At 35.4% G+C, this 23,197-nt stretch carries 1 protein-coding gene; it reads right to left on the reverse strand.

From position 1 onward, the window contains the following. Positions 1–342: 342 nt before the first annotated feature. Positions 343–23,133, reverse strand: coding sequence for an Ig-like domain repeat protein (locus PXD04_RS17660; protein WP_323736132.1), 22,791 nt, complete (start codon positions 23,131–23,133; stop codon positions 343–345). Positions 23,134–23,197 lie beyond the last annotated feature (64 nt).

Below are 23,197 nucleotides of genomic sequence, written 5' to 3' on the forward strand. Positions count from 1 at the left end.
TTTATTGTTCTTTTAATATATGAACATTTTAAAATTAGTATAATTTGGGGTTTACTTATATCAGAGACAATATTCTTTTTACTTCATGACATAAAAAAAATAAAATAATAGTCGTAGAAATTGGTGTATATTTCTACTATTTTATGATACATTTCTTCTTGTCAATTTTCTTTACTCACCACAGTAAAAAAAAAAGTGCTTCACTACTAGTCATATTCCTTGACATATACTGTGTACCAAAAAATTATTTTCTTATTATTTTATATGTGAATTTATTTAATTAGTAAAAAAATAAGAGTATAAGTAATTATACCCCTACTTTACAAAAAAAATATTAATTCCTTAACTTGTTAGGATGTCTGTTGTTGTTAATCTTGCTCCATAGTACGGTTGTCTAGGACCAGTAACAAGAGTTAATGATTTGACTTTCGTACCTTTTGCAAGTTTAATATTTTTCAAATCAACGTTTCCATTTCTTACTGAAACGTAATATACTTTACCGTTTTGTTTATATGTTTTTCCATTGATCTTCAGACATACTTTATTGGTTCCAACAAGCAATTTGTTCTCGTAATCTGTAAGATTTGCTTTAACACTTAAAACATTACCTTTTACAGTTACACGTTTAAAGTTAACATTCACTATGCTTCTTTCCACATTATAATACGTTTTGTTCCTAGTGTCAGGGTAGAATCCAGAGTTAATATATACTGCTTCTACAGTGTAGTTTCTGATTTTTCCATCATTATCTACTGCTCCTGTTCCACTAGGCACGTGGTAGACATAGTTTACAACTGTACCCTCTACTGGTACAAGAATATTGTTTCCAGATTTATCCTTAAGGGTTACTCCATTAATTTTAAGTAACACACTGGCATTTGTGTATATGCTGGTAGTGTTACGTGCATTACTGGTCACATCCCTTAGTTTTACTGTTATAACAATATCATTGTTTTGTTTAACTTTGCCCGGAAGTACTTTTACAGATAATTGTGCTGAACGTTTACGTATATTTGCTACTGCAACATTACCTTTTGCACTTTCATACTTGTAGCTTCCACTGTAGGATGCAGTTATGTTCTTACCGGCACGTAGGTAAAGATCAGCTTTCATTGTATACGTTACAAGTCCATTCACTACTTTGAATTTATATGGACTGGCCGTGTTTGTATCGAAACGTCCATCTAGTCTTAGTGTTCTACCGTTTAGTTTGAATACTATGTTTCCTCCATTCACTGGGTTTCCTTTTTCATCTACAATATGTGCTGTGAGTGTTATGTCTTCTCCTATAGTTCCTTTCACGGAGTCTACTGTGAGTTTAACTTTTACTTTAGCAATATTATATGACGTGGTTACCGTTTTTGTTTTGTGTGAGGAGTCTCCATTGTACCTTGCAGTTACGCTTCCTTTTCCACTTGGAAGGTCTATTGGTACTGTTGCTGTACCAGTTTTTCCTACATTAACGTTTACTTGTGTTCCGTTTGGTAGTGTTACTGTTACGGTTCCACTCACTGGTTTTCCGGTTGTGGAATCGTTTAGTGTAACTTTTATCTTGGTAGAGCCTACACTTGAATTATCTATTGTTACAGCCATGTTTGTGTCACGTCCATTGACGTTAACATTTCCTATTGTTTTATTTGCTGCTTTGTAGTTGGTTGATGGTTCATAGTTTGCAACTAGTGTGTATTTTCCGGTATCCTCTATACTGGTTTGTATTGTTGCTTTTCCATCTTTATCTACTTTTGCTCTTCCAACAGTTTTTCCGTCAACTGTAATGTTAGCATATCCCTCTGTGACAGGTTTTCCTGTTACAGGATCACGTACTTCTACTGTTACTGTCGTGTTACCGGCAGTGTTGTTTGTGACCCTTGCTGTTATGCTGGTGTCTCTTGGTGTGACATTCACAGGTACCCGTATAGTGGTGCCTTTGTGTTCATCATCACCAGGGTATGTTACTGTTACCGTAGTGTTTCCAACTGGTACATTTACTGGTACTGTTACTGTACCGTTTACTAGTTTGCCACTAGTTTTTGTACCATTAGGTAGGGTTACTGTTACGTTTCCGTTTAGTCCTTTTCCTGTTGTTGGATCTTTCACATCTACTTTTATTGTGGTGTTGCCACGGGTACTGTTTGTTACAGTTGCTGTTACCCTTGTATCTCTTGGTGTGACATTCACAGGCACTTGTATGCTTGTAGCATTGTGTTGGTTGTCACCAGGGTATGTTACTGTTACCGTAGTGTTTCCAACCGGTACGTCTACTGGTACTTTTACACTTCCGTTCTCAGCTTTTGCTGTTATGTTTGTTCCATTTGGTAGGGTTACAATTACTGTTCCGTTTATTGGTTTTCCAGTTGTTGTGTCCTTAATGGTTACATTTATGGTTGTGTTGCCAGCAGTGTTGTTGGTTACTTTTGCTGTAACGTTGGTGTTTCTTCCATTTACTTCTATGTTTTGTAGAGTTTTGTTACTGTTTTTGTAGTTTGGTTTTCCATCATAATTGGCAGTTATCGTGTAGTTTCCTGTACTGTTTATGCCAGTGTTTACTGTTGCAGTTCCATCAGGTCCTACAGGTACTTTACCTGCTGGTTTACCGTTTACTACTATTTCAACTGTTCCCTCTGTGACTGGTTCGCCGGTTACTGGGTCATGTACTGTTACTTTTACTGTTGTGTTACCAGCAGTATTGTTGGATACTATTGCATCTATTGTACTGTCACGTGGGTTTACAACTACTGGTATTGTCTTGTTGTATTCCTCGTAGGTTCCATCAGTAGGGAATGTGACTGTTACGTTTCCTCCAGGAACAGGAATATCAACAGGTACAGCTGCACTACCATTAGTTACCTCTACAGGTACTTCAGTACCATTAGGTAAGGTAATAATAACTGTACCGTTTAATGGTTCGCCGGTAGATGGGTCTTCTAATGTTATGTTTAATGTTGTGTTACCTTTAGTGTTGTTTAATTCTGTTACTGTTACGTTAATATCACGTGGCTCTACAGTTACTGTTATGTTAGTTTCTGTTTCATTGTATGTGTCGTCACCTGGGTATACAACTTTTATTGTGTTGTTACCTACTGGTAAGTCAACAGGTACAACAGCACTACCATTTGTTACGTTTACATCCACTTTTGTTCCATTTGGTAATGTTACGATAACAGTACCATTTAATGGTTCTCCAGTAGTTGGATCTTCTAAGGTTATGTTTACTTTAGTTTCTCCTCTGGTAGTGTTTGTGATATCTGCACTTACATTGGATGCTTTTGGTTTTACATCAATGTTTCCAAGTGATTTGTAACTTGGCGTGTAGTTTTCTGTTCCTTCATAGTTTGCTACGAGTGTGTATCTGCCAGTAGCATTGATATTTGCATTGAGTGTTGCCTTACCGTTACTATCTACAGGTACACGGTCAACTGTTACTCCGTCAACAGTTAGGTTAACGTATCCTTCAGTAATTGGTTGTCCAGTTACTAGGTCACGTACTTCTACTGTTACGGTAGTGTTACCAGCAGTATTGTTTGATACTTCTGCTGTTATACTACTACTTCTTGGTGATACGGTTATTGGTATTGTGATGTTTGTTCCGTTGTGTACGTCGTCTCCTGGGTAGGTTACTGTTATGTTTCCTCCAGGAACAGGTACGTCAACAGGCACTTCAACACTACCATTTGTAACATTTACAGGCACTACAGTACCGTTTGGTAATGTAATGTTAACTGTTCCATTAAATGTTTCATTAATTGTAGGATCAACTAGTGTGATGTTTATGGTTGTGTTTCCATATGTATCATTTTCAACAGTTACTGTAATGTTACTAGTTCTACCAAGTACTTCAACATTATCCAATGTTTTACTGCTGCTTGTGTAGTTTTCTGTTGGTTCATAGTTAGCTACAATTGTGTAATTACCAGTTGTGTCGATGTCAGCATTTAATGTTGCTTTTCCATCTGGTCCTACTGGTACACGGTCTACAAGTTCACCGTTTACAGTGATGTTCACATATCCTTCAGTGATAGGTTCTCCTGTTACTGGGTCACGTACTTCTACTGTTACTGTAGTGTTTCCAGCAGTATTATTTGAAACTGTAGCATTTATACTACTATCACGAGGGTTTACAACAACAGGTATTGTTGTATTGTATCCTTCATATGTACCATCTGTAGGGAATGTGACATTCACATCTCCTCCAGGAACAGGAATATCAACAGGTACAACTGCACTACCATTAGTTACATCTACAGGAACTTCAGTACCATTAGGTAATGTTACGATAACAGTACCGTTTAATGGTTCTCCGGTAGATGGGTCTTCTAATGTTATGTTTAATGTTGTGTTACCTTTAGTGTTGTTTAATTCTGTTACTGTTACGTTAATATCACGAGGTTCTACAGTTACTGTTATGTTGGTTTCTGTAGCATTGTATGTGTCGTCACCTGGGTATACAACTTTTATTGTGTTGTTACCTACTGGTAAGTCAACAGGTACTTCTACTGTACCATTTGTTACATTAGCTTCTACTCTTGTACCGTTAGGTAAAATAACTGTTACTGTACCGTTTAATGGAGTGTCAGTTACAGGATCTACGAGAGTAATGTTTACTTTTGTTTCTCCTCTGGTAGTGTTTGTGATATCTGCACTTACATTGGATGCTTTTGGTTTTACATCTATGTTTCCAAGTGATTTGTAACTTGGCGTGTAGTTTTCTGTTCCTTCATAGTTTGCTACGAGTGTGTATCTGCCAGTAGCGTTGATATTAGCATTGAGTGTTGCCTTACCGTTACTATCTACAGGTACACGGTCAACTGTTACTCCGTCAACAGTTAGGTTAACGTATCCTTCAGTAATTGGTTGTCCAGTTACTGGGTCACGTACTTCTACTGTTACGGTAGTGTTACCAGCGGTATTGTTTGATACTTCTGCTGTTATACTACTACTTCTTGGTGATACGGTTATTGGTATTGTGATGTTTGTTCCGTTGTGTACGTCGTCTCCTGGGTAGGTTACTGTTATGTTTCCTCCAGGTACTGGTACATCAATAGGCACTTCAACACTACCATTGGTTATGTTAGCTGTAATATTAGTACCGTTTGGTAATGTAATGTTAACTGTTCCATTGAATGTTTCATTAGTTGTTGGGTCTACGAGTGTAATGTTTATGGTTGTGTTTCCATATGTATCGTTTTCTACAGTTACTGTTATGTTACTGCTTCTTCCAACTATTTCCACATTGTCTAATGGGTAGCTGCTACTTGTGTAGTTTTCGGTTCCTTCATAGTTTGCAACAAGACTGTATGTTCCATTAGTTTGGATGTCTACTGGTATTGTTGCTTTTCCATCAGGTCCTACAGGTACTCGACCAACAGTTTCATCACCAACTGTAACATTCACAAATCCTTCAGTAATAGGTTCACCAGTTACAGGATCAACAATTTCCACATCAACTGTCACGTTTCCAGCAGTATTATTAGCTACTGATGCTGTAGTTGTACTGTTACGTGGTTGTATTGTTATACTGTCTTCAATTATTGTTTTGTTGTAGTTTGTATCTTCTGGGATTACAGTTATGTTATAGTCTCCTCCTGGTACTGGTATGTCTACTGGTACTGTTACTGTACCATTTTCTATTGGTGTAGTTACGTTTGTACCATTTGGTAGTGTTATAATTACTGTTCCGTTGATTTTTTCTCCATCTACTGGGTCAACTACTGTTACATTAATTGTTGTGTTACCAAGAGTATTGTTTGTTACATTGACTTCTACAGTTAATGGTTTTATTAATACATTGTATGTTGTGCTTGTGTTTATGCTAGTAATGTTTTCATTTCCAGCATAGGTTACGTTAACATTTACTATGCCAACATTGTTTATTATTATGTTGTTTAGTTCATATTTTCCATTTATTACTTGTATGTTATCGTATGGAGTGTTGTTAACTGTAATGGTTACTGTTGTGTTTAATCCATTTCCAAGTCCATCATATAATGTTCCCATTATTGTATTGTTGTGACCTACATATACTTCTGGTAATGTGGTGTTTACTGTGAGGTTTGCTGTTTGTTTTGTTACATTTATGCTTGTTAATTCTTCAGCATTTTCTGGATCGTCTATGTGTTGGTTGTAGCTGTCACTGTCAAGTCCGGTACTAGCTTTGTATTCATCATTTTCTATGTAGTTTACATGGATGTTGAATGTTCCGTTACCATTGATGTCAAGTTTTATGTAATTGTTTTGGGCATTGATTTGTCCTGTTCCAATTACGTTTCCTTCATCGTCGGTTACGTTTACTAGTCCTTTTGTTACAGTGCGTCCTTCATAGTCTTTTACTGTTACATTTAATGTTATGTTTCCGGCTGTGTTGTTTTCTATACTTACAATTGTGGTTGTAGGTATTTTGTCAACATTGAAGGTTGTGTTTGCTATTATTTCACTTACGGTTCTGCTTCCAAGGTAGGTTGCATTTACGTAGTATGTTCCATTGTAGTCTGGTGTGTAAGTTGTTGAATAGTATCCATTATCATCTGTTCTTATTGTTTCACTGTCAGTATTTATGTCAATTATTATCTTGGTACGTTTAACAGGGTTACCACTTGCATCAAGTAGTGTTCCGTTAATTGTAACTGGTTGACCTATGTATACTTTTTGTGGTGTTGCGTTTACTGTTAATGTGTAAACTATTTCTTCCACATTTATTTCAGTGAATTCTTCAGGGTTTGTTGGGTCTTCTTCATAACTTGTTTTGTTCACTCCGGTACTTTCTTCGTATACATCATTTTGCAAGTATTTGACTGTGATACTTGTTGGTTTTACTGATGTTATGTTTAAAGCAATTGTTGTGTTACTGCTTGTCACATTTACTTGGAAAGTTTTTCCAGGAATTGTTATTTGTAATGTACCAGTTGATACATTGTTTTCTCCTTCTGTTATTGTATTGTCAATAACTGCTACGTCTATTGTAACATTTCCACTAGTGCTGTTTAATAAGTCTACGAGTGTAGTTGTTGGTATTCTGTTTATTGTGTAGTTATCAGTAGCATTGCATGGGTTGATATCATCTGTTCCATTGTATACTGCTTTAACTTCTACAGTGTCCACGAAGTGTGTGGTTCTGTTGTATTCAAACGTTCCATTTATTACTTCTACTGTGATGTTTTCTACATCATTGAAGGATAATGTTATGTTTGTTGTAATACCTTTTCCTAGTCCATCGGTTAGGTTACCCATGATTGTTACGTTACGTCCAACATATCCATAGTCATTTACTACTTCAAGTGTTAGTGTAGCGTTTTGTTTTTCTAGGTCTACATTGTCGAATGGCTTATATTCTTCTGGGTTTCCAGTTTCATAGCTTTCTCTTGTTATACCTGTACTTGCTTCGTATTTGTCATCTCCCATGTAATCTACTTGGATATGATATTCTCCGCTTGTACTGTTTATGTCTGCAAGAGTTATACTAGTGTATTTACCAGTTATTGTATGGTTACTGCTGGTATCATTTACTGTTACTGTAATGTTTCCTTCAAGTACGTTGTCACCATATTTATCAACAACTTCAACAACTATTGTTACGTTTCCAACAGTATTGTTTTCTGCGTTTACTATTGTTGTTGTGTTTATTTTATTGATCTTATATGTGTCGTTACTTGTTGCCTTGTTAGCTGTACTGTTTCCGAAGAATGTTCCACGTACAGTTACATTTCCAGCTAAGTGTGTACTTCTATCAAAGGATACGTGTCCGTTTGTTACTAGTACTTCTTGTTCATCTTCATTATTGAATGTTAATTCCACATAACCTGTTATTGGGTTGCCCATTCCATCAGTTAATCTGATGTCTATGGTTATGTGTCTTCCTACATCAACATTGTCTTCTAAAGCATTGATAATTAATGTTACATTTTCCTTATCTGCTGTTATTCCTGTGAATTCTTCAGGGTTTCCACTTGCAATACTGTCATTTGTCATTCCAGTACTGTTAAGGTAAGTGTTGTCTTCTACAAATTCTACTTTAACATCTACATGTTCAGTTGTGTTTAATCCTAATTTAATAGGTGTTACTTCACCACTTACTGGGTATAATGTTGAAGTTCCGTTTACTGTTACATTAATTTGTCCACTTGTTACAGGATGATTATATTCATCTGTAACGTTTACTCCAATGGTTACATTTCCAACAGTGTTGTTTATGATTGAAACACTTGTCGTTGTAGCAAGTTTTGTTATAGTGAATGTTGTTGAGACTGTCTGATTTGCTACTCTGCTGTTTCCATTGTATGTGGCGTTTGCAGTGTATGTGCCGTTATGGTCTGCTCTAAAGTGTACAATGTAATGTCCATTGTCATCAGTGTAGTTAGTTAATGTTGTTGCATTACTTATTGTTACACTGATTAATCTGCCAGTAATAGCTTTGTCTAGTCCGTCTTTAAGGTATCCTTCGATTGTAACTATATGTCCAACTTTGCTGTCACCACTATTGGTTATAGTCATGTTAGCTGTTTGTTTGATTACTTCAATGTTAGTTAGTTCTTCAGGATTTTCCGGATTTTCTGTGTAACTCTTATTGGTTACTCCCATACTTTCCTGGTAGGTTGCATTTCCATCATATTTTACACTTAGTGGTGCATATGGTAATGCACTTGTAGTGTTGAGTTTTAGGTTTGTGACCGTGCCTGTGATATTTAATGGTATTTCGTTGCCATTAAACATTACATTTAATGTTCCATTGGTTAATGATTCATTGGTTAACTTATCTTTAACTACAATGTTTATCTCGGTGTTACCTACTGTGTTGTTTATGATGTCTACTATTGTTACGGTAGGTCGTAGGTTTATAATGTATGTTGTTGATGCACTTACAGGGTTGATGTTATCGTTTCCTGCGTATGCTACTGTTACATTTATTTCTCCTACACGTACTGATTGTCTTGTCCAAGTGTATTCACCATTTACAACCGGTACGCTACCATTAAAGTCTACCCTTTCGTCTCCATACATTACGGTAATGTTCACTGTACCGTTGAGCTTGTTACCAAGACCATCAGTCAAGTTACCTTTGTAGGTTACGTTACTGTATACGTATACCCTGTTTGGTTCTTCGACGATGGTGATTGTTGCATTCTGTTTACTGGTTTCAACACCAGTAAATGGCACTTCACCATCCGGGCTCTGGTAGCTCTCACTGGTTATACCAGTACTGTTTTCATATGTATCATTACCCAGGTATTCAACGCCTATCACGTATGTACTGGTCATATCTGTCACATTCTCTAGTGTAATGTAAGTGTACTTACCAGTAATACTGTGTGTACTGTTGGTTCCGTTTACGGTTACATTGATTGTTCCACTGGTTATTGCATCAGTGTACTTGTCAATTACTTCAACTCTTATGGTTACATTACCAATAGTACTGTTTTCCACATTGACAAGTGTATGAGTACTTATCTTGTTAACATGATACACATCAGTGCTGGTAGCCCTGTTGGCTGTGCTGTTTCCAGAGAACACACCAGTTACTGTTACTAATCCTGCAAGGTGTGTTGCTCGGTCATATGATGTATGACCATTAGTTACTAGTACAGTGTATTCTTCTCCATAAACTCCATTAAATGTAAGGTTTACATATCCTGTCACAGGGTTTCCCATTCCATCAGTTAATCTGATGTCAATAGTCATGTGACGTCCAACGTCAACATAATCATCTAAAGCATTAACAACTATTGTCACATTTTCACGGTCAGCAGTTATACCAGTGAATTCTTCAGGGTTACCACCTGTTATACTGTCATAGGTCATTCCAGTACTGTTAAGGTAAGTGTCGTCCTCCATGAATTCCACTTTTACACTTACATGCTCGGTAGTGTTAAGTCCTAATTTGACTGGTGTAACATTTCCTGTTACATTGTATATTGTTGATGTTCCGTTTACTGTAACATTTAATTGTCCGCTTGTCACTTGACTGCCATCAATACCTGTTACGTTCACTGCTATTGTTACATTGCCCACGGTATTGTTAAGGATGCTTACCACTGTTGTGGTGTTTATCTTGGATACTGTGAATATTGTTTGTCTTGTTGCTCCATCTATGGATGAGTTTCCATTGTATGTTGCTATTGCCGTGAATGTTCCGTTATGATCTGCTGTGTAGTATACCATGTAGTGTCCATCACTGTCTGTGTAATTTCTTAGTGTTGTACCGTTTACTGTAACTGTTATCAGCTTATCAGCTAATGACTTGTTAAGACCGTCCTTGAGGTCTCCTTCTATTGTTACAGGGTATCCTACTAGTGTGTTTCCACTGTTTGTGATGTTCATGGCTGGTACTTGTGATTTTACATCAATACCTACGAGTACTTCTCTGGTATCGTTATCTAATCCGTTACTGGATTCATATTTATTTGTTCCTTTGTAGGTTACTGTTAGTAGTGTGTTTTTGCGTGTTACATTAAGAGGTATTATCATTTCAGTACTGTTTAGTTCTACTTCAAATGTTTTATCTTCTAATGTAATGCTTAGGTTTCCATTGTTAACGAGTTCGTTATGGTATGTGTCGTTAACCACTACTTTTATGCTTGCATTACCTACTGTATCATTTAATATTGTTACGAGGGTTTCTGTTGGTAATTTGTTAATAGTGTAATATGTTATGTTGTTTGAAGCATAGTATGTTTTGTTTTCATTGAATCTTGCTGTTATATTCTTTATTCCAGAAACAGTTTCACTAATATCTTGTATGGTTAATCCTTCCTCTGGAATGTATACCGTTACTTCTTCTCTGTCATTGATTTTATAGGTTATTGTACCTGTTATTGCTTCATCATTTGATGTTAGTTTAATCATTACATCAAATGCTTGTCCTATGTAGGATTCATTACGTGAAAGTGTAATGTTAATATCTGTTGGTAACTTGATTAGGTTACCGCTTGCTGTTGTATTACTTGCATGGTATGTGTCATTTCCAGTGTAGCATATGAGTGCTGTATCATATTCCTCTGTGAGGTATGATTCTGGTATGGTGTAAATGATTTTACCATCAACAAGGTAATCTCGGATATTGTATTCAGCTACATAGACGTCATTAACTGTTACATTAAATTTACCATCATGTATTTCATGAATGTTAATTGTGTCCTCTACTACAATATGTAATGTTACATTGGTTCTTGTGTAATTTAGTACTGTTACACGAGTTTCTGTAGGTAATTTGTTCACAGTGTAATTAATTGAATTGTTTGTTCCATTAATTGTTGCACCGTTTCCAGCGTATACTACTGTTACGTTCACGTTACCGGTTAGGTGTGTGTTTCTTGTGTAGGAGTATCTTCCGTTTGCATCTGTAGTGTTATATTCCTCTTCTGGAGTGTTTATTCCATCATTGAATACAAGTTTTACTGTTGCATCTGGGATTGCTCTTCCAAGGTCGTCAGTAAGTATACCACTTATTATCACATCTTTTCCTACTCTTATCATTTCAGGATCGGATCCTATTGTGATATGAGATTCAAGCATACTTGTCTTTATGGTGTTGAATTCTGTACCGTCACCATTTTTACCAGTACTGTTAATGTACTTGTTGTTATCAAGGTAGGTTACTTTTACACTAAATGTGTCAACACTGCTTATGTCAAGCTTGATAAGTGTTTCTATGCCTGTCACATTATATGTGCTGTTTTGGCCGTTTATTGTTACATTAATTTTACCAATATCTGCTTGGCTTCCATCATGACCTGTAACTACTACTTTTATTGTAACATTATCTACTCTACTATCAACTAATTCAACCACTGTATCTGTTTCTATCCTGTTTACAGTGAATTCTACGCTCTTAGTTCCACCTACAATGTTTCCAGTACCAGTATATGTTACTGTTGCATTGTATATTCCATCATGGTCAGGGGTGTACTGGGCAGTGAATTTACCATCTGCATCGGTTGTTGTTCTTATGGTTGTACCGTTCACATGGATACTTATACTGGTATCTGGTAGTGTACGGTTTAATCCATCCTTAAGGGTACCGTTGATTGTTACAATTTGACTTACATTTCTTGGACTTGTTGCACTTACATCTATGATAGGTATTTGTCCAACAATTGTAATGTTTGTAAGTTCTTCTCCGGTACTTCTGTAACCTTTGCTTGACATGTAAACAGGGTTTTCAAGGTATGTTACTGTGAATGCTACGTTTGGTCTTGCATATGTGGTGTTTACTTTGATTCTTGTAATACCAGTGCTGTTCACATCCACGTATGAGGTTTCATTTCTCAGGAATACCATGAACTGTCCACTAGTTACAGTGTTGTTCATATAATCTTTCACTACAACATCTACTGTGAAGTTTTCCACAACATTACTTACTATTGTAACATTTGTTGTAGTTGGAATCTTATCTACAATGAAACTAGTGTTTGCTGTTGAATTAGAGATGCTGGTGTTACCATTATAAGTTGCAGTAACTGTAATGTTACCACTTCTTACTGTAATGTTTTCAAGGCTAAATATGCCATCTCTTACGCTTGCAAAGTATGATGTTCCATCTATTGTGATGTTCACAATGTCTGTTCCATCTATTGCTTTATTACGATCATCATATAGTGTACCAGTAATTTTAACTGTTTCTCCTACAATGAGGCTTGTAGTGTTTGCTTGTACAGTTATTACTGATTCTTGTCTTGTTGTATTAAATCCATTAAATGTTGAGTTTTCTTTTCCTAACGTTCTGGCACCAATACCCGTACTGTTGTCATATACATTGTTACGAACATATTCTACTGTAACGTTTACCATGCCCATATCATTAATATCTGGTAATTCTATGCGTGTTACACTACCAGTTACCTGGGTTAATGGTAATTGTCTGTTGTTTACTGTTACATTCAATTGACCCGTGGTCACGTTTGCTCCAGTACTGTCAATTACTTTAACATCTAGTGATGCATTACCTACTGTACTGTTTGCGATTTCAACTATTGTTTTGGTTGGAATACGCTCTACTGTGAAAGTGACTTGTTCTGAGTCAGCTGAATCAACTCTTCCAGGGATTCCCTGGAATGTTGCAATAACATTCTTAGTTCCTATGCTGCTTGTTACATTGGTTATTCTGTATTCACCATTGTAAAGAGTTGCATAGTATATGTCATCACCTATCACTATTTTAACAAGGTTTTCTCCACTAATTCTGGCATTTAATCCATCAACCACTGTACCGTTTATTTCAACACTTTCTCCGAGTATTACATTATCATCGGATACTGATATTGTTATTGTTGGTGTCTGGTTAATTACTTCGATTTCGCCTAGTTTTTCCTTAGTAGTGTTGTCTATTGCAGTACTGTTTAAGTACTTATTGTTTTCCAGGTATTCAGCGGTTATTGTGTGTTTACCTGAACTTGTTATTGGTATTATTGTACTGTTACGATTTAATAGGTTTATCTGTGCGATAAGGCCTGTAGCGTTATATATGTTCACATAACCCGTACTGACTCTTGTATTATCAACTGTATTTACAACGCTTACTTCTAGTATTACATTACCTGCAGTATTATTTGCTATTACTGCTACTGTATTTGTTGGTATCTTGTATACTGTGTAGTTTGTAGTGTTTGTAGCACGTGCTACGGTATCGTTTCCTTCATAAACTACGTTTACTGTGAATGTTCCGTTTCCTTTGTAGCTTAGTCCGTCATCAAATACTGTTTCATAGTAACCATAACCGTTGGTAGTTGTGTGTGCTGTTGTACCATTGATTGTGATTGTTATGTCTTTATAAGCTACACTTCCCAGTGGGTTGTATAGTCTTCCACTGATTATTAGCTTATCTCCAAGGTATAATTCCCTCTGATTAAGGGTATTGTTCCTGTTTACGTTCACTGTTATTGTTGCCTTTTGTTGTTCAACGACAATGTGTGTGAACTCTTGACTGGTATTTGAACTGTTTACTCCACTACTTGGAAGGTATGAAGGGTTTTCAAGATAGTTTACCGTTACTGGCACGGATGATCCAGGGTTTTCAATACTTATTGGTATTATTGTTGTACCGGTACTGTTTACCATGATAGTATGTGTTTGTCCATCATAGGTAACTTCCAGTGTACCAGTGTTCACTACCTTGTTTCTGTCAGTGTCATTTACGACAACACTTATCTGTAGGTTTCCGGTTGTGCTGCTTGTCACATCTACAAGTGTTTGTGTTGCTAGTTTTTCTATAGTGAATGTCTTGTTTCCAGTTGCCGGATTCCATCCAGGGCTTCCAGGATAAACTACATTTATTGTGAAGTCTCTTCCTGTTTCGTTCGTGAATGTTATGTTTAATCCGTTTTCTCGAGAACTCATACGGTTTAGGTATGTTGTGTTGCCTATTGTTATGTTTACTCTTGCATTCTGTCTTTTGTTTTCACTATTTACTAGTTCTACAAATACGTTAACTGTTTCGTTAACTTTGAAAGTGTCCTTGTCTAAGCTTATTTTAACTGTTAGGTTTCCCTTATTAGTTAATTCACTTATACTATTACTGCTTTCATCATATTTTTCGTTACCATGGTACGTTACAAATACGTATGTTGGTTTACCAGTCTTATCATAATCTTCTGCATCAAAGAATTCGTTTCCTAAACTTATATAACAATATCCTTCATCGGTTATTATGATAGGGAATTTCTGGTCATCATTTGACTTGTTGAAATAATAATATGAACGATTATTGTCTGAACCGTTTACTTTAATTTCAAACCATCCTTCCCTTAGAATATTTCCTGATCTTTTATCAGTAAACCATACTTTATATGTAATGTTTCCTTCAGTATAGCTTTCACTTGTAATATATGTTCTTGTTGGAAGCTTGTTAATCTTATAACTAACTGAATTGTTACAGCCACTAATAATGTGGTCACTGCTTCCAGCATATTTTACAGTGACATTAATTCTTTCACCGGCAAGCTGTGTAATCCTAGTGTATGAGTATCTACCATTACTATCAGTACTTATATCATTTATTGTATGGACTGTGTTTCCATCATGTACTATGAATGTTAATGGTGCATTTGCTATATTGTTTCCAAGAGAATCCATGAGTCTTCCATTGAATATTACGTCATCACCCACATGTGCTTCTAGTGGTAAAACATTTATTGTTATATTGGAAGCTCTGCTTGTTGGAGTAAATGTGATATTAGTTTCACCTGTTACTTCATCACTTGCAAGGCTTGGATTATAGTATTCACTACCAAGGTATGTGATTTTAATATCAACATCATCAAGGCTTGTGATTTCATCTAATTTTATATAGCTCGTGCTTGTATTGAATGTTTTAGTATAATTATCTGATCCAATACTTATATTTAACTGTCCACTAGTTATTGGAACGTGCTGATAATCAGTTACCACTACTTTTACTGTGATGTTACCAACAGTAGTGTTTTCCAGTTTCATCACTGTAATAGTATCCTTCTTATTAGCTGTCACAACTTTATATGCGGAACTGGCATTTATTGTTGTTGTTCCATGATAAGTTGCCGTTACATTGTATTGTCCAGCAATTGGTATTGTTTCATTGTATGCGTATTCACCATTATCTCCAACTATGTATGCTGTCCGGCGTACAGTTGTTCCGGGACCAGCAATTGTTATCTCAATTTCTTCTCCACTTGGTATTGCATGGTTTAATCCATCTTTTACAGTACCTGTTATTTCAAGTTTTTCTCCGACAAATAGTGTTGTCTGAGATGATAAGGTAATAGTTGAATTCTGTTTTCCTACAATAATATGGTCAAATGTATCGTTTGTTCCATTAACCTTTCCAGTACTCATATCATAGTATTCTGTTCCATTAAATAATACGTTAACTGAGTACCTGTTTGAATCTGGAGCATCCAATACGATGTTTGTCACATTACTGTTTATAGTGTACTCATCTGTAGCACCGTTAAATGTTACGTGTAGCCATCCAGTGGACACGTTCTTATTATTTACTGTATCAATGACTTCCACGTTAATATTTACGCCACCATATGTACTGTTAGCTACTGTTACACGAGTTTCTGTTGGAATCTTAATAATAGTATACTCTGTACTGTTACTCTGAGAAGCATATACTTTCTCAACTCCAGCATAGTTTACTGTAACGTTAACTGTTCCAGTAAAGTGTGTTTGTCTTGTGTAAGTATATTCACCAGTTGTACTGTTAACAGGTAACGGACCTGTTGTTTCCATATTATTAAATGTTAATGTAACATACTGGTCACCAGGTATAACATTTCCTTTAGCATCAAGTAATTTACCACGAATAGTAACATTACCCAATACATAGTTATCTGTTTCCGGTACCACAATTGATAATAATGGACTTTGTAAACCAGTTTCTATAGTGTTAAAATCACTGCCGTCACTGTTTACTCCAATACTTTCATTATATGTACCATTACCAAGGTATTTAACACTTACAGTGTAAGTGCCAGCATTAGTTATATCATTTAATTCTATGATTGTAGGACTTCCAGTGGAGTTAATAGGAGTTGTTATGGAACCTTCAATTCCAGTGATTGTTACAAGAATATCTCCACCTGTTACAACAAGATGATCATCACCAGTAACAACAACACTTATAGTCACATTACCTGCCGTACTATTCAATACTTCAACAACTGTTGTTGTATTAATCTTATATACAGTAAAACTAGTATTTTCTGTGACATTACTTACTGTATTGTTACCCGGATAATATACTGATACATTAACCGTACCATTACGTGTTGCAACATATTGTGTGGAGTATGCTCCACCTGTTACCGGTACTGTTGGCTGTACTATTCCATCAACAGTAACTATCACATTTGCATCGGATATATTATATCCCATCCCATCCCTTAGTGTTCCAGTAATTGTTACTGTTTCACCAACAAGATATGATGGCTTATCTGTTGTTACTGTTAATGTTGCGGTCTGATTTTCTACAATAATATTTGTTAATGACTTTTCACCACTAGGACTATCAACTGTATTATTATCAATTCCACGGCTTGATAAGTATTTACTGTTTTCAATATAATTTATTGATACACTGTAAGTTTCTGATGAATCCAGCTTATCAAGCTTTAATACTGTACTTGCACCTGTAACATCAGAGGTGTAACTTTCACCATTAACTGTTATGTTTAACTTACCAGTAGTTACTGGAGTGTTATGAATGATATCTGTCACATTTACTGCTACTGTTACGTTGCCAACAGTTTTGTTTAATACGCTTACTACTGTTCTTGTATCTATCTTTTTAACAGTATATTCTACTCTGCTGGTGTTTCCATCTATATTTGTTATTGCGATGAAGGTTGCCGTTGCAGTGTATGTACCGTTTATGCTGGTTGTGTAGTAGTAAATATATTTACCATTGCTGTCAGTGGTGTTTGTACCTACTTCTCTTCCATTCACGCTTATGTGAATACTTTGTCCAGCAAGGTATTCTTCTGAGTCTCTGTTGTATAATGTACCGTTTATGACAAGTACATCTCCAACATATACTGGGCTTGTTGTGCTTATTGTTAGGTTTGTTTTCTGTGAATAGATTGTTATTTGATCAAATTTTTCATTTGTCGTGTTTGCAGTTAGTTTTTCTATACCATTGCTTGACTGGTAGTAATCGTTCTGATGATAGTTTATATCAATACCAAATTGTCCTGTATAAATTGTTTCTACTGGTACAATTAGGTCTTGACCATCTAGAGTGTACATATTATTTGTCTGGTTTCTGTTATTGACATATACACTCACGTTACCATAATCAAGCTTCTCGTTAGTAAGAGCATTCACTACTTCTATTTTTATCTGTGTATTATTCCATGTGTCATTTAATACACTGACTAATGTTTTAGTAGGTATTCTTACAATTTCAAGTACTTTTGAATCCGTGGTTGGATCATATAAAGCGTTTGGTCTTAAACTAGCTGTAATATTATAGTTTCCAATCGTGGAGTTTGAATATGGTAAGACTAATTTTGCTACGCCATCATTTATGCGTATAGTTCTAGACCATGTTCTGTCCTTGATTGTTACGTCAACATCACCAATAATAGCTTGTCCTTCAGAATCGGTTAATGTAATTATTACATCAACACTTTCGTTTACATAGGCTGCTCCTGTCTTGTTTAATTCGACTTTTATTATTGCTGTTCCACGTATACTGCTCACATCATACAATCCTGTACTGGTATTGTATGCAGGTGTACCCTGATAGTTAGCTGTTAAAATACTTGAAGAATGCACATTATGATCTCTAAGTTCGTCCTCAGTGATTGTGATATAAACATAATTGTTATCATAGTATGGCTGGTATTCATAGTCTGATAAGCTTATTGTTTTAACACTGTGTCCGTCAACAACTAATTCAACATTTCCCTCATTAATATAGTCAAGGGTATCATTCTGTACTCTTACACCAACAATTATATGGTCACCTTCAATGCTTATGGCAACAACGTTTGTCTGTGTAGGAATCTTCACAACATTGAATGATGAAGTATTAGTTGTTCCTAGAATCACGCCACTTACTGTGTCAAAGTGTGCAGTTATTGTGGTGTTTCCAAGTTTAAGCGCATCCATTGTGAATGAGAATCTTCCATCATCACCTGTGGTTACACTTTCATGTGAATATGTTGTGTCATTAAAAGTAAACCTTACAGTTCCCTTAAATCCTTCGCCTAGACCGTTTACCAGTTTACCGTTCACAGTTATTGTTTCTGTTAAAACATTTTCTGGTGAAACGGTTAAACTTAGTTGTGCCTGGTCTTCAAGGGCTGTGATACTATGGAATGTATTGTCACTACTAATAGCATACTTTTGTGAATCATCAACATATACTAAGCTGACAGATACAAGGTCCGTGCTAGGTATGTTTAGTTTTACTATTGTTTCATTACCTGTTACAATGGTTGTCTCAGATTTTCCAAGATAATCCACTACTAGTTTACCCCTTGTAACGTTTTCACTGACACCACTTCTTGCATCAGTTACCCTTACACTGAGTGTTACATTACCAACTGTACTGTTTAACACACTAACCCTGGTATTTGTTGGAATAAGATTTACATTAACTGTTCTACTTTCAGCTGAACGGTTAACATATTCATTTCCTTCATATAAGGCATTTACAGTGTAAACTCCATACGGGGCATTTTCCCATAGGTATGTGAATTTTCCATCTGCACCGCTGCGTACACGTCCATTATTTGCTAATGCTACAGTGTTTCCATTACTGTCTGTTATTACAAGTTGAATGTCCTGATAGGATAATATGTTACCTAATCCGTCAACGAGCACTCCAGTAATGTTAACTGTTTCATCAACAAATACGCTGGTGTTAGCCACAAGGTTTAATGATGCCTGCTGGTAATCCACGCTAATATGTTCAAATTCGGTCAGGTCAGATGCGTCCACTCCCTCACTAGGAGCATAAATTGTTGTACCAAGATATGATACATGTACTCCTATGCTACTTGTTGGAGGAATATTCGTATTGACCCTGATTGTAGTGTTACCCGTACCAGCGAGAATGTCCTGGTACTGTGTTGGAAGGTTTCCAATATCAAGTTGTATTCTGCCATCATCAACGACAGTGTTTTTGCCATCAAGGGTTACTACCACAACATCAAATGATACGTTACCAGTTGTACTGTTTAACACACGTACCTTAGTAATTGTAGGTATTCTTGTAATGTTAAATGAAGTAGTGTTACTAGCCGGAGCATAAACTGTGTTTCCAGGATACTCTGCACTTGCAACCACACCAGTTAATGGAGTATTACCAGTGAATTCACGTGTAATAACACCATTAATACTAACATCTTCTTCACGTACACCATTAATGGTTAAATTAACCATTCCATTAACAGGATTGCCATCAGCATCACTTAGCTTAAATGTAACTGTTACCTTATCCCCAACAATTGTTGAAGCAGGATTTGCAGTAACATTCAATACAGTAGCTATCCTCAATATTTTAGTGCTGTCCAGTTCAGTGTTACTAGTATTTGATGACAGGTAAACAATAGAACCAGCATAGCTGGCATTAATTACAATATCACTATTATTTCTTGGAGTGTAACTTGCCATGTAAACATTACCAGTACGGTCATAAGTAGCTGTTACACTCTCACCATTAACCAGTACACTGATACTTTCAGGTGTGCTTCCAGAATTAATACTATTTCTTGTATCAGTTAATGACACATTGAAATTGAATGCCTCATTAACACTTACACTACCTGGTACGCTTATAAGCATACTTGTAGGGATACGAACAATAGTATCGGATGGTATAGTAACTGTATCATTACTTCTTTCATAGGATGAATCACCCATAAACATTGCAAAGACTTCAATATCTGAATTATTCATTGCAGTGTAAGGAATATCCACATAACCCTGACTGTTAGTAATAGTGTTACTGTTAGAAACAGTTACATTATCTACTTTAACAAGTAATGGATATCCACTCATAGGAGAGAGCTGATCATTAGTTAAGTTAACCCTGATAAAGAACTGCTCTCCAACATTAATAGTCCCCGGATAAGAAATCCCTGTAATTGTAGGATAAGTAGCAGAAATATGTAAAATACCAGTACATGGATTATAAGTACCGTTACCCTGATACTCTGCCTGTTCAAGAAATGCGGAATCCTCAAACTGTACACTTGTCAGTACACTACCAACACCATCCACAACAGTAATGTATGGATTAACATGATTAGCTGGGATTGCCTGATCTCTTATACTTATAGGAATATTATGTTCCGGAGTAATACCTTTACCATCCTGTCCCATTAAGATAATACTTATATTACCCATACCGTTACCATACTTATAAAATACTTCCATACTAGTATTATAACGATATACATTATAACTTGCACTGCCAGTAGTATCTGCAAAACCAGCACTACTATTAGCATTATAGGAAGCACTTATATCAACTTGTTGAACAGCAGTACCTATACTGAATATGCTAGCACCAGTAAATCTGGCCTTACCAGCACTATCAGTAGTAACAGTATAAGATGCACCATTAATACTTAATGTAACATCCTGATTCACGGCTGGACTATTATCCTCACCATAAGTTAATGAAACATTAACATCAACAGGCTGACCAACGAAAACATCACCAGCAGTGACATTTAACACAGGCCTAACCGGAGAAACAGTACCAACAATACTACTACTAGTCTTAGAACTGTTATAAACCTGTTCTGTACCAGTATAATTGAATACTAGACTAGGACTACCACTAGTAGTAAAGGCATAACTAAACCTTGCAATACCATTATCCACAGGCTGAGTATCCTTCACAACCCCATCGATTATCAGATTAACACTACCATCTGTTACAAAATTACCATTAGCATCCTTAACAGTGATAATGAAATTCTGAGGCTTATGAGTAACAGTCGTGAAAGAAGACACATCACTTACCGTAGTAGTGTTAAGACGGAAAATAGTATGAGTCAAAGTAGTACTACTAGTACCACCATAAATTAACTCCTTTTCTATACCTACAACACCACTACGATTACGTAATACATCACCATAAATATCATCAGTACGTACATTAATAATTAAATCACCTGCAACATCTGAAATATAATCCTTAATGACTGCATTACCATCATCATCAGTTTCTAAATCAAATGATTCGGAGGTACCGTTTGGATGAGTTATTGTTATATGCAAAGTAATATTTTCCATTGCAGTACTAAAACCAGTTTCAATAGCTGATATTACTATATCTTGTGTATTATTAATAGTTGTATTAAAATCTATATCACTCACTTTAATAGGATACTGGTTTACATTAAAGTATATACCTTGATCGTTTGCATTTACTGGTTTTGCAGTAAGACCATAAGTATCATTTAAACAAGTTACATAAACTCCATTTACTTTGTTATTATAACCATAAGCATTAGAAGGATCTTGTGAATTCGTAAAAGTTAATACAACATTATTTTCATAGGTGGTTCCATTAGGTATGGTAATATAATTATGATTAAAATCACAATCTATAATATTTAATTTAGGACCATCTTCAAAGTATAAAGCTCCACCACCACCTCTTTTACCTATATCAGGATTTCTTGCAGTACTGGTTGTATTATTTTTATTATATGCATGGTTTCCTTCAAAAATTGAAGAAGTTATATTAATAACTAATGGGTCATTAGAGAATATTGCACCTCCACGTGCACCACTATTATTAATAAAACGACAATCATCAATTAATAAAATACCATTTATATTAGTATTCCATAATACTATAGCACCACCACCAGATCCCGATCCATCTTCTTGACCTGTTGAAGGGTTAGTATTGTTAATAAAAGAAGTATCAGTTATATTAATTATACCAGGATTATTTCTGAAAGCCATAGCACTATTTTTACCATTAATAAAATTACATTCAGTAATATTCATGTTTCCACTATAAACATTAAATGCATTACTTCTAGTATTAATCATATTTACATTAGATAAATTTAAACTAGGACTACCAACACCATAAACAACATTATAATAATTATCTACTGTTAAATTATATAATGTTATCTTAGAATTACCATTAGTTTCTATAAAATTGTAATTATTATTGGCTGTAAATTTTATGGTATGATTATTACCATTAATAATCCAAATTCTATCATCACCATCAAGTAAAGGATTTGAACCAGAGATATTAATGTCATTTGTTATATTTACATAAGTATTTGTTGCAAATCGTTTGAAATCACTTGCACTTCTTACTGTTACAACATTCCATCCACTGGGTACGGTTGGTGCTGTTGCTGTTTTTGTTGTTTGTGTTTTGTTTGTTGTTTTCTTTATTTGTTTTGTTGTATTTGTTTTGTTCGTGATTGTGTTGTTGTTTGTTTCTATAATATTTTGTTTTTTGTTTTCTATTTTATTGGTTTCCACAGTTTTCTCTTGTGAGATTGTTTTTTGCGTTGAGGTTACTGTTGTTGTGTTGTCAGTTTTTTCAACGTTTTGTTCTGCGGAAACTACAGACATTCCTAACATTAATAGAATTAATATTATAAATAAACACATATATGATTTTTTGTTTATCATATTGTTCACGTAAGCTTTTTTGTCTCCTGTTTTCATAATTTTAATCTTTTGTAAAAGATTATTGTTATGTTGATAATAATTATTTTTTTGTGTTAATTAT

It is taken from the genome of Methanosphaera sp. ISO3-F5 (genome assembly GCF_034480035.2).
Taxonomy (GTDB): domain Archaea; phylum Methanobacteriota; class Methanobacteria; order Methanobacteriales; family Methanobacteriaceae; genus Methanosphaera.